Origin of the sequence: Actinomadura sp. NPDC047616, assembly GCF_040642915.1 — a bacterium.
GTDB lineage: Bacteria > Actinomycetota > Actinomycetes > Streptosporangiales > Streptosporangiaceae > Spirillospora > Spirillospora miaoliensis.
On the sequence record NZ_JBEYTB010000008.1, the window covers coordinates 385295 to 396337 of the forward strand.

12 protein-coding genes and 1 pseudogene are annotated in these 11043 nt (G+C 74.4%); 8 read left to right on the forward strand and 5 right to left on the reverse strand.

The window, feature by feature from the left end; genetic code table 11:
- The first annotated feature begins 2 nt into the window (after positions 1 to 2).
- Positions 3 to 626 carry a GPP34 family phosphoprotein gene (locus ABZ801_RS21645; RefSeq protein ID WP_344940789.1) on the forward strand — a complete coding sequence of 208 codons (624 nt, stop codon included), beginning with the start codon at positions 3 to 5 and terminating at the stop codon, positions 624 to 626.
- Between the two features lie 80 nt (positions 627 to 706).
- On the opposite strand, the gene ABZ801_RS21650 is transcribed toward ABZ801_RS21645, so the two are convergent.
- Positions 707 to 1120, reverse strand: coding sequence for an organic hydroperoxide resistance protein (locus ABZ801_RS21650; protein ID WP_344940791.1), 414 nt, complete (start codon positions 1118 to 1120; stop codon positions 707 to 709).
- A 60-nt stretch (positions 1121 to 1180) separates the two neighbouring features.
- Here ABZ801_RS21650 and ABZ801_RS21655 point away from each other — a divergent pair, with 60 nt between their 5' ends.
- From ABZ801_RS21655 to ABZ801_RS21675, 5 genes and pseudogenes are all read left to right on the forward strand, one after another.
- The gene (locus ABZ801_RS21655; RefSeq protein WP_344940794.1) at positions 1181 to 1654 is read left to right on the forward strand and encodes a MarR family transcriptional regulator; all 474 of its coding nucleotides are present in this window, start codon (positions 1181 to 1183) and stop codon (positions 1652 to 1654) included.
- A gap of 78 nt (positions 1655 to 1732) precedes the next feature.
- Positions 1733 to 2293, forward strand: coding sequence for a 3'-5' exonuclease (locus tag ABZ801_RS21660; protein WP_360700369.1), 561 nt, complete (start codon positions 1733 to 1735; stop codon positions 2291 to 2293).
- 99 nt (positions 2294 to 2392) lie between these two features.
- Positions 2393 to 2749, forward strand: a pseudogene (locus ABZ801_RS21665) (ATP-binding protein); the annotation flags it as partial.
- 111 nt (positions 2750 to 2860) lie between these two features.
- Entirely contained in the window at positions 2861 to 3259 is a 399-nt protein-coding gene (locus tag ABZ801_RS21670; protein ID WP_344941070.1) for an ankyrin repeat domain-containing protein, read from the forward strand.
- Between the two features lie 151 nt (positions 3260 to 3410).
- Entirely contained in the window at positions 3411 to 4658 is a 1248-nt protein-coding gene (locus tag ABZ801_RS21675; RefSeq protein WP_360700372.1) for a lipase, read from the forward strand.
- A gap of 64 nt (positions 4659 to 4722) precedes the next feature.
- Here ABZ801_RS21675 and ABZ801_RS21680 read toward each other — a convergent pair whose 3' ends face one another.
- Entirely contained in the window at positions 4723 to 5790 is a 1068-nt protein-coding gene (locus ABZ801_RS21680; RefSeq protein WP_344940802.1) for a mechanosensitive ion channel domain-containing protein, read from the reverse strand.
- Positions 5791 to 5987: 197 nt separating this feature from the next.
- Between ABZ801_RS21680 and ABZ801_RS21685 the strand changes: the two genes are divergently transcribed.
- Entirely contained in the window at positions 5988 to 7631 is a 1644-nt protein-coding gene (locus tag ABZ801_RS21685) for a CocE/NonD family hydrolase (RefSeq protein WP_360700375.1), read from the forward strand.
- 16 nt (positions 7632 to 7647) lie between these two features.
- Here ABZ801_RS21685 and ABZ801_RS21690 read toward each other — a convergent pair whose 3' ends face one another.
- The 3 genes from ABZ801_RS21690 to ABZ801_RS21700 form a co-directional block, all read right to left on the reverse strand.
- On the reverse strand, positions 7648 to 8112 hold the full coding sequence (locus ABZ801_RS21690) for a hypothetical protein (protein WP_360700378.1): 465 nt from the start codon (positions 8110 to 8112) through the stop codon (positions 7648 to 7650).
- A 106-nt stretch (positions 8113 to 8218) separates the two neighbouring features.
- Positions 8219 to 8680: a peroxiredoxin gene (locus ABZ801_RS21695; protein WP_344940811.1), complete on the reverse strand. Its 462-nt coding sequence runs from the start codon at positions 8678 to 8680 to the stop codon at positions 8219 to 8221.
- Positions 8681 to 8690: 10 nt separating this feature from the next.
- Complete coding sequence (locus ABZ801_RS21700) at positions 8691 to 9413, reverse strand: histone deacetylase (protein WP_360700381.1); 723 nt, start codon at positions 9411 to 9413, stop codon at positions 8691 to 8693.
- 249 nt (positions 9414 to 9662) lie between these two features.
- On the opposite strand from ABZ801_RS21700, the gene ABZ801_RS21705 reads away from it, so the two are divergent.
- Entirely contained in the window at positions 9663 to 10958 is a 1296-nt protein-coding gene (locus tag ABZ801_RS21705; protein ID WP_360700384.1) for a glycosyltransferase, read from the forward strand.
- Positions 10959 to 11043 lie beyond the last annotated feature (85 nt).

Here is an 11043-nt window from a genome sequence, read left to right on the forward strand (position 1 = left end):
TCATGGTGAAGGTGCCCGAATCACTGCCGGCCAGGATGTACCTGCTGGCCTACGACCTGAGGCGGGGCCGCATGCCGTACAACGGCGGCCGCCTGGGCTACGTGCTGCGCGGCGCGGCCCTGGCCGAGCTGTACCTGGACGGGCGGCTCGTCGAGGAGCGCCGCGGGCCCCGGCCCGGCACGCCGGGCGAGGACCCGTACGGCCTGGTGGAGCAGATCGCGGCGTCGCGGCCGCGGTCGTGGCACTACTGGGTGCGCAAGGACAGCCGCGCGATGGTGCGCAGGGTGCGCGAGGAGCTGGCCGCCGACGGCTGGATCCGCGTGCGCCGGCACCGGGTGCTGGGGGTGTTCCCCGCGCACCGGGTGGAGGTGAAGGACCCGCGGGTGGTCAAGACGCTGTGGGGCGGGGCGTCCTCGGCGCTGCGCGGCAGGCCCATCGCGCACGTCAACAGCTATGACGCGGCGGCGGTGGCGCTGGCGGCGGCGGGTGAGCTGAACACGGTGCTGCCCGGCCCGGAGCGGCGCCGCCACAAGCGGCGCATCACCGAGTTGAGCGCGCGGACCGGGCCGGCGGCCGGGGCCGTGCGGAGGGTGGTCCGCGCGGACCAGGCCGCCGGCGGCGGATGACCGCTGGATCAGGGTCGGATCAGGGACACCTGCCTGGCGCAGGAGTTGGAGAGGCGTCACCCGAGGGGGACGCCTCTCGATCATTCGACGACCAGTTCCACGGGGATGTTGCCGCGGGTGGCGTTGGAGTACGGGCAGACCTGGTGGGCCTTGTCGACCAGCGCGCGTCCCGCCTCGCCCTGCAGCTCGTCGGGCAGTTCCACGCGCAGCACGACGCTCAGGCCGAAGCCGGACTGCACGTCGCCGCCGATGCCGACCTCGGCGGTGACGGAGACGTCGCGCACGTCCTGGCCGGTGCCGCGGGCCACGGCGCCGAGCGCGCTGGCGAAGCAGGCGGCGTATCCGGCGGCGAACAGCTGCTCGGGGTTGGTGCCGCGGCCGGTGCCGCCCATCTCGGCCGGCAGGGCGAGGGCCAGGTCGAGCCGGCCGTCGGAGCTGACGGCGCGGCCGTCCCGCCCGTTGGCGGTGGCGACGGCGGTGTACTGGGCGTCCATGACCTCTCCTTTAATTGGATGCAATTCGATTGTACGCAATCGAACTCTAGGATGGAACGCATGGACAGTGCAACGCCGCGCGACCTGCCCGCCGAGGAGGCCATGCGGCTCGACCGCCAGGTGTGCTTCGCCGTGCACGCGACCTCGCGCGCGTTCGACGCGGTGTACCGGCCGCTGCTGCGCGACCTCGGCCTGACCTACCCGCAGTACCTGGCGATGCTGGTGCTGTGGGAGCACGGCTCGCTGACCGTCAAGGAGCTGGGGCTGGCGCTGCGGCTGGACTCCGGCACGCTTTCGCCCCTGCTCAAGCGGCTGGAGTCGGCGGGCCTGGTGCGGCGCGAGCGCAGCGCCCGCGACGAGCGGCAGGTGACGGTGTCGCTGACCGGCCCCGGACGGGAACTGCGGCGGCGGGCCGCGGCGGTGCCCTTCCGCATCATGGCGGCGACCGGCCTGGACGAGCAGGAGCTGGTCGCGCTGCGCCGCTCCCTGGAACGCGTCACCGCCGCCCTGGACGCCGCGTCCGGCCGCGGCTGAGCGCCCCGGCGGCCCGCGCGCCGGGCGGCCGGAAAAACGATCGCCGGTGGCCGGGCGAGGGCGCTAGCGTGCCGGGGCATGGAACCCCATGGCCGCTTTCTCAACGTCGTCGACGTGGAGGCCACCTGCTGGGAGGGCCGTCCCCCGGGCGGGCAGGTCAGCGAGATCATCGAGATCGGGCTGTGCGTGGTGGACCTGGAGACCCGCGAGCGGGTCGAGCGGCACCGCGTGCTCGTGCGGCCCGAGCGCTCGTCGGTCAGCGCGTTCTGCACCGAGCTGACCGGGCTGACCCAGGAGGAGGTGGACGGCGGGATCGGGTTCGCGGAGGCGTGCGCGCTGCTCGAACGCGAGCACCGCGCGCATTCGCGGGCCTGGGCGAGCTGGGGCGACTACGACCGCAAGCAGTTCGAGCGCCAGTGCGCCGCCGCCGGGGTGCGCTACCCGTTCGGCCGCCGCCACACCAACGCCAAGGCGACCTACTCGGCGGCGCACGGCCTGCCGCGCAGGCTCGGCATGGCCGGGGCGCTGCGGCACGCGGGCATCCCCCTGGAGGGCCGCCACCACAGCGGGGTCGACGACGCGTGGAACATCGGCGCCCTCGTCCTGAACATCGTCGCCAGGGGCGCCTGGCCAGGCTGAACGCCCGCCGCGCGGCACATTCCACGCGCGAGCCATGATTCGGGACGCCTGTCACGGGCAGGGGTGCCCCCAGGAGAACAGCCGTCCGACGGAGTCGACATGGAGATCAGCCTTGATCTTCGCTTGCCGCGGGACGCCGCGAGCGTTCCCGCGGCGCGACGCCTGCTCGACTCGTCCCTGTGCGCGCTCGGGGTGGACGCGGCGATCCGCGGCGACATCGAGCTGATGCTCACCGAGGCCTGCACCAACGCGATCCGGCACGCGGGCAAGGGCGAGGAGTACACCGTGCGGGTGGGCATCCTGGACGAGCGCTGTGTGATCAAGGTGATCGACTCGGGCCCCGGATACGGCGCGGGCCACGGCGAGGCGCCCGGCCCGCTGTCCGAGCACGGCCGCGGGATGCTGCTCATGCGGGCCCTGGCCGACGGGGTGCGGTTCGGGTCGGCCTCCCGGCAGGGCGCCCTGGTGGCGCTGGAGAAGCACCTGCGCTACGGGCGCGACTCGCTGGGCAGCAGGCTCGCCGACCGCGCGGCGGACGGTCCGTGGCCGGGAAGTAGTGTTCGTGTCATGAGCGAGGCCGACCCGGAACTGCAGGAGTTCGCGACCAGGCTGTTCGAGCTGGCGCGCGCGGGACGGACGGAGGAGCTGGTCGCCTACGTCGACGCCGGGGTGCCGGTGAACCTCACCAACGACAAGGGCGACACGCTGCTCATGCTGGCCGCCTACCACGGCCACGCCGAGACCGTCCGCGCCCTGGTGGCCCGGGGCGCCGATCCCGAACGGGCCAACGACCGCGGCCAGCGTCCGCTGGCGGGGGCGGTGTTCAAGCAGGAGGCCGAGGTGGTGCGGGCGCTGCTGGAGGGTGGCGCCGACCCGCGCGCCGGGCGTCCGTCGGCGATCGAGACCGCGCGGATGTTCGACCTGACCGAGTATCTCGCCTGGTTCGACGAGGCCACCGCCACCTGACCGGCGCCGCGCGCGGGCGGGCCGGCGAGGTCGCGCAGGCCGGCGAAAGGGTGCGCGAGCCGGCGAAGGGGCGCGCGGGCTGACGAAAGTCAGGGGGCGGGGCTGCCGTTCGGGCGTGCCGCGCGGGCGCCCGTCCCGCCAGGCTGGGCGAATGCGATCAAGGACTTTCCGGCGGCTCGGCCTGCTGACGGCCGTGGCCGCCCTGCCCCTGTCCCTCACCGTCGCGTGCGGGACCAGCGCCACGGCCGCGCGGACGTCGGCCGCCGCCCCGGCCGGCTTCGACCTGCCCCGCCCGACCGGCCGCCACGCCGTCGGCACCACCGAGCTGCACCTGGTCGACCACGGCCGTCCCGACCCGTGGGTGCAGGGCCGCACGCGCGAACTGATGATCAGCGTCTGGTATCCGTCGGGCGGCGGCGGGACGGTCGCGCCGTACCTGCGTCCGGGGGTGGCCAGGGCGCTGGCGGGAGAGACCGTGCTCGGCATGTTCCCGCCCGGCAGCGTGGACTGGGCGGGCGCCCGCACGCACGCCTTCGAGTCCGCCGCGCCCGACCTGCGGCTCGGCGGCCGCCCGGTGGTGCTCTACTCCCCCGGCTTCGGGACGCTGCGCGGGCTCGGCACGGCCGTGGTCGAGGAGCTGGTCAGCCGGGGGTACGTGGTCGTCACGATGGACCACACCTACGAGGCGGCGCTGGTGGAGTTCCCCGGGGGCCGGGTGGAGGCCGCGCGGCTGCCCGAGCAGGGGCCGGAACGCCTGAAGACCGCCATGGCCACGCGCGTCGCCGACACCCGGTTCGTCATGGACGCCCTTGAGGAGCTGGCGGCGGGCCGCAACCCCGACGCCGAGGGGCGCGCGCTGCCCCGGGGCCTCGGCCGCATGCTCGACCTGTCGCGGATCGGCATGTTCGGGCACTCGGCGGGCGGCATCCAGGCGGCCGAGACGATGGTCGGCGACCGCCGGCTGGACGCCGGGATCGACATGGACGGCACCCTGCAGTACGCCGAGGGCGACCTCATCGAGGCCGCGCGCAAGGGGGTGGACCGGCCGTTCCTGCTGATGGGCGCGGCCACCGGCGGAGAGCCGCAGACGCACCGCACCTCCCCGTCCTGGGGCGCGTTCTGGGACCGCTCGACCGGCTGGAAGCGCGACCTGAACGTCCCGGAGGGCTCCCACTACACCTACACCGACCTGCAGGACATCCTTCCGGACGTCGACCCGTCCGTACACGTCCCCGCAGACGTGCGGCGCGACTTCATCGGCACCGTCGACCCCGCCCGGATCATGACGTCGCAGCGCGCCTACATCACGGCGTTCTTCGACCGTCACCTGCTGGGGCGACCCGGGCGCCTGCTGGACGGGCCGTCCCCCCGCCACCCCGACGTCCGCTTCGTCCCCTGACCCGCGTCACCTCCTGATCGGCTCCGTGCGGGGACGGGCACCGGCCCGTCCCCGCACGGAGGCGTCACGGCTGCCCGGGAGGGGCGGTGAGGAGGTCGCCGGGGTGGTCGGTGTCCAGGAGGACGCGGCGCATGGGGAAGGGGATCTCGATGCCCTCGGCGCGGAAGCGGCGGTGCAGGCGCTTGACGAACTCGTGCTTGATGCGGAACTGCTCGCCGAACTCGTCGATGCGCAGGATCACGTTGAAGGCGATGCGCGAGTCGCCGAAGGTGTGGAAGCGTACCAGCGTCTCGGCGTCCTTGACGCCGCCCTCCACCTCGGCCATGACCTCCTGGCCGACCTCGACGACGACCTTCTCGACCTGCTCCAGGTCGCTGCCGTAGGCGACGCTGCACCCGATGATCAGGCTCATGTCCTGGGCGGGGCGGTGGTAGTTGGTGAGGATCGTGTCGGAGAACCGCTGGTTGGGGATGACCTCGATGTTGTCCGACAGGGTGCGGATCGAGGTGTTGCGCCAGTTGATGTCGACGACGTAGCCCTCCTGGCCGCTGCTGAGCCTGATGTAGTCGCCCGGCTCGATGGTCTTGGACGCCAGCACGTGCACGCCCGCGAACAGGTTGGCCAGGGTGTCCTGCAGCGCCAGCGCCACGGCCAGGCCGCCGACGCCCAGGGCGCCCAGCACCGGGGTGATCGACACGCCCAGGGTCTGCAGCATCACCAGCATGCCGACGCCCAGCACCACCACCCGGGTGATGTTGGCGAAGATCGTCACGTTGGCGGCCGTGCCCTGCCGGCCGAGGGCGATCGAGGCGACGACGCCCGCGCACATCCGCGCCAGGGCCAGCGCGACGACCAGCACGGTCACCGCCGTCAGCACCCGGCCGGTGATGTCCAGGGTGCGCGGGGTGATGTGCAGCACGTTGGCCGCCAGCCACGCGCCGCCCAGCACCGCCAGGGGCAGCGCCAGGTCGTGCAGCAGCCGGGCGACCAGGTCGTCCCAGGCCCACCGGGTGTCCCCGGCCCGCCGGGTCAGCCGTCCCGACAGCATGCGCAGGACGATGGCGACCACGACGGCGACCGCCATGATCACGGCGGCGGCGATGACCGAGCCCCACTCCAGTGAGTCAGGCATAGCGCGCGTTCTCTCCCTCTGGTGGACGGACGTCCGGCGGACCGGCCGGACCGGATGGACCTGCGAAATGACCGGTGCGTGGCAAATGTGCGACATGTCGCACCGATCCCGATAAGGGCTGATCGTAGTGAAGTGCCGGAGCCGGCGGGGGCCTCTCGGCGGGAAGGACCGGCTGACCCGCGGTTACGATCGGTCGGATGGTGAATCTGGGAGTGGTGCGCCGGCTGGGGGTCTCGGCGCTCGGACTGCCCAACGGCCCCCACCGCGTCACGGTCCGCCGCGACCTGCCCGCCCCGGCCGCCGACGGGGTCACGCTGCTGGCCGACCACTACGCCCCCGAGGGCGTCGACCGCCCGCCCACGATCCTGGTCCGCTCCCCCTACGGGCGGCGCGGGCCGTTCGGGCTGATGTGCGGTCAGACGTTCGCCTCGCACGGGTTCCAGGCCGTGGTGCAGAGCGTGCGCGGCGGGTTCGGCTCCGGCGGGGTGTTCGAGCCGCTGGACGAGCGCGAGGACGGCCTGGCCACGGTCGAGTGGCTCAAGCGCCAGCCCTGGTTCGGGGGGACGTTCGCCATGCACGGCCCCAGCTACCTGGGGTACGTCCAGTGGGCGGTCGCCGCCGAGGCCGGGCCGCAGCTGCGCGCCCTGTCGATGCAGGTCACCGCGTCGCAGTTCCGCGACGCGATCAACCTGGGCGGCGGTTTCGCGCTGGAGTCGACGCTGATGTGGGTGGACCTGACCGCGCGGCTGAGCAGCCCGCTGTCGGGCCTGACCGCCGGGTTCCTGTCGCCGCGCCGGGCCCGCCGCGCGGCGCTGTCCGGCCGTCCCCTCGCCGAGCTGGACACCCTGGCCACCGGGGCGCCGCAGCGGTTCTTCCAGGACCTGCTGGTGCACGGCCCCGACACCCCGTTCTGGGACCGGCGCGACTTCAGCCCCACGGTCTCGCGGGTCGCCGCGCCGGTGAACATGACCGGCGGCTGGTACGACATCTTCCTGCCCTGGCAGCTGAAGGACTACGCGGCGCTGCGCGCGGCCGGGCGGCGCCCCTACCTGACCATCGGCCCGTGGACGCACGCCGACCAGCGGATGATGCGCGGATCGATCACCGAGGCGCTCGACTGGTTCCGCGCCCACCTGCTGGACGACCCGTCCGGCCTGCGCGAGCAGCCGGTGCGGCTGTACGTGACCGGGGCGGACGAGTGGCGGGAGTTCCCCGAATGGCCGGTGCCGGGCATGCGGGCCCGCCGCTGGCACCTGCGGCCCGGCGCGGCGCTGGCGCCGGACGGCCCGCCGGAGTCGCCGCCCGACCGGTACCGGTACGACCCCGCGCACCCGACCCCGTTCCTCGGCGGCCCGACGCTGCTGGGCGGCGCCGACCCCGTCACCGACCAGCGGCGCCTGGAACGGCGCCGCGACGTGCTCACCTACACCTCACCCGCGCTCGACGACGACCTGGAGATCATCGGGCCGGTCACCGCCGACCTGTTCGTCCGGTCCGACCGCGCCCACACCGACATCGTGGTGCGGCTGTGCGACGTGGCCCCGGACGGCACGTCGCTCAACCTGTGCGAGGGGATGCGGCGGCTGGTGCCGGGCACGCCCGAGCCGGACGGCGACGGGGTGCGCCGGGTGGCGGTGGAGCTGTGGCCCGCCGGCCATCGCTTCCGCCGCGGCCACAGCGTCCGCGTGCAGGTGTGCAGCGGCGCCTACCCGCGCGTGGCGCGCAATCCGGGCACGGGCGAGCCGATCGGCACCGCCACCCGCATGCTGCCCGCCCACCAGGAGATCTTCCACGACCCGGACCACCCGTCCGCGATCGTCCTGCCCGAGCTGCCCGGCTGACCCGGGGCGCCCGCGCTCAGGTGCCGGGGGCCAGCCGCGCGCCGTCGGCGACGACGGCGGTGTGCGGAGGCTGGGGACAGTCCCCGCCCAGGCCCTTCGGCGTGACGGTGACCTTCCGGTCGAACAGCTTCCCACCGTCGCCGTCGCGCAGCACGACGGCGACCTCGACCGGCTCGGACGGCAGGCCCTTGAGGTCGAAGAAGGCATTGGCGTCGCCGGTCGGGCTCGCCGACGCGCCGCAACTGCCGTCGGGCGGCCCGCTGGGGCAGTCCTGCGGCACCGCGACGGTGGACGGCATGAGCTCCAGGTCCCCGCTGTTCCGGCACCGCCCGTCCCAGCAGACCGTGACCGTGGCGCTCTCGGCCCTTCCCGCCAGCGGCGCCTTCACCCTGAGCGCGACGCCCTCGCGCACCAGGATCGCCGGGCAGGCGACCTCGCCCCCGCCCGGGGCGCAGCCCGCCAGCCCGCCCAGCGCCGCCATCGCGGTGACGATCAACGCACTCGGCCGCATGCGGTTCTGACGCGGCGCGGCCCGCCGTGGTTGCACGGTCGCGCGGCCGGCGCCGGCCACCGGCCCCACGGGACGGTCAGGAGGCGGCGGCGCGGCGGCGGAGGGCGGCGAGGGCGCGGTCGGCATGGACGTTCATGCGGATCTCGCTCTTGACGATCTCCAGGACGCGGCGGTCGGTGTCGATCACGAACGTCTGCCGCCTGGTCGGCGCGAGCGCGAGGCCGCGCCGGACGCCGAAGCGGGCCCGCACCGCGCCGTCGGTGTCCGACAGCAGCGGGTAGCCGAAGGTGTGCTTGTCGGCGAACGCCCTCTGCTTGTCCACGGGGTCGCCGCTGACGCCGACCGGGCGCGCGCCCAGCTCGGCGAACTCGGCGGCCACGTCGCGGAAGTGGCACGCCTCGGCCGTGCAGCCCGCGGTCATCGCGGCCGGGTAGAAGAACAGCACGACGGGGCCGTCCGCCAGCAGGCCGCTGAGGGTGCGGGGCCGTCCCGTCTCGTCCGGAAGCTCGAAGTCGTCCACCACGTCGCCGACGTTCATGGCGACGACGCTATCCGGCGGCGGGCTCCAGCGGCAGACCCGGCCCCGGCCGGAACGCGGAGAACATCGCGTGGAGGGAGACGCGCGGCGCGGACGCCGCGGCGGCGGTGTCGGCGCGGCGCAGCAGCGCGGCGATGGCCGGTTCGGACCAGACGTCGCGGGCGCCCGGGCAGGCCCGCAGGTAGGCGGCGACCTGGCCGGTCCTCCAGCCGTGGGCGTCGCGCAGGCCGCGCGCCAGCATGGTCAGGTACGGGGCGGACGGGGCGTTCAGCACGGCCCGTCCCGCGCCGTGCGGCGCGGTGAAGGTGAGCATCGGGTGCCCGTCCCGCTCGCCGACCTTGAGGACGGTCTCGTAGTGCCCGGGGCCGACCCGCTGCCGCCCGGTGGCCAGCGCCTGCGACAGGTCGGGGTTCTCACCGGCCTCGCGCCGCATCTCCTGGGCCATCACGTCGCAGAACTGCTCGCGGGTCACCAGGTAGGCGCGGGCGGCCGTGCGCCCCGGCAGCTCGGCGTCGTAGAACGCCATGCCGCCGCCCCACGTCAGCGAGTTGAAGGCGAAGTAGACGCCGCCGGGCAGGGTCACCGGTCGTTCGTCGCGCGCGGGCCGGGCGTCCCGGCAGCCGGTGTAGTGGCGCATCGCCCCCTCGGGGCGCCCACCGGCCAGGTAGCAGGCGAACCGGTCCCGTGCCAGGTTGGACCCGTAGGCCACGTACCAGACGAGATCTGCATACACAGTGGTCCAGTATTACCGCCGATCTCCCGTGCTTTGAACCTTCCACGCCAGGTCAGAGGCCATCCGCGCCCGGGGCGCGGCCCCGGATGTCACATGATTCCCCCATGTCCCCCATGGGATCTGTTTCGTGCGTCACGCGGATCGGAGGTTTGATCCTGGCGCGCGACGGAAAAGGACCATCACAAGCGGGTGTCTAAGACGCAGATACCTCCAGGTTTGCGCCACGTGGAACCTTCGGAGGTCTGTGTCATGAAAAGCTCCCTGAACATCGCCTTGGTCTCGATGTCCGTCCTCAACGGGGAGCACACCCACGCGTCCGTGGTCCGTGAGCTGGCCCGCGCGCTGGCGCGGCCCGGCGGCGACCAGCAGAACCACGTGACCGTGTACGCGCGCCGTTATGACGAAGCGACGCGCGAGCGGACGCGTCTCGGCCCGGGGGCCACGCTGCGGCTGATCGAGGCCGGACCGGCGCGCCCGCTGGCCGAGCACGACCTGCTGCAGCACGTGCGTGACGTCGCCGACGAGCTGCGGCGGCGCTGGTCGGGCGCCGGACGCCCCGACGTGGTGCACGCCCACGGCTGGATCGGCGGGCTGGCGGCCTGCGCGGTGGCCAGGGAACTGGGCATTCCGTTCGTGCAGTCCTACCACGGGCTCGGCACCGTCGAGCGCCGCGCCGGGCGGGCGGTGCACCCCGCCCGCATCCGCCTGGAGGCCGCGCTCGGACGCGGCGCCGACACCGTCCTGGCGGGCAGCGAGCAGGAGGCGTACGCGCTGGTGCGCCTCGGCGTGCCCCGCCCCAGGATCGGCGTCACCCCGTACGGCGTGGACGGCGACCACTTCAGCCAGACCGGCCCCATGCTGCCCCGCAGCGACCGGCCCCGCCTGGTGACGGTGTGCCGCGACCTGACCGACGGCGGCGTGGCCACCGCGATCCGCACGCTGGTCAACGTCCCCGGCGCCGAGCTGGCCATCGCGGGCGGCCCCGCCCGCGAGGAGCTGGAGAACGACACGGCCGTGCACCGGCTGCGGATGCTGGCCAAGGAGCTGCACGTCGCCGACCGGGTGATCTTCCTGGGCCGGATGCCGCGCCGGTCCCTGCCCAAGCTGCTGCGCACCGCCCGCCTGGTGCTGTGCCTGTCGCCGGACCGTCCGTCGCCGCTGGTGGCGCTGGAGGCGATGGCCTGCGGCGTCCCGGTCGTGACGACCCCGGTCGGCGGCAACGCCGACAGCGTCCTGGACCACATCACCGGGCTGCACGTGCCCGCCGGGCGCCCGGTGGAGATCGGCCGCGCGGTGCGGCGCCTGCTGGCCGAGGAGACCACCCGGCACGGGTACGCCATCGCCGCCGCCGACCGCGCCCACTCCCGCTACTCCTGGAGCCGCATCGCCGCCGAGACCCTGCGCATGTACGCCCGGCTCCTCCCGCCCGAGGAGGCTGAGCCCCGCCCGGCCGCCGCGGCCGCGACCGAGGCCGAGGAGACCGCCGAGCCGGCGGTGCCCGCCCAGGCCCGCGAGTCGGAACTGGCCGCCGCCCTGATGAGCTGACCCCCCTCCCGGAACCGTGGGGGGCCCCCCCCCCCCCGCGCGGGGGGGGGACCCGGGGGGGCGGGGGGGCGCCCCCGGCCCCCGG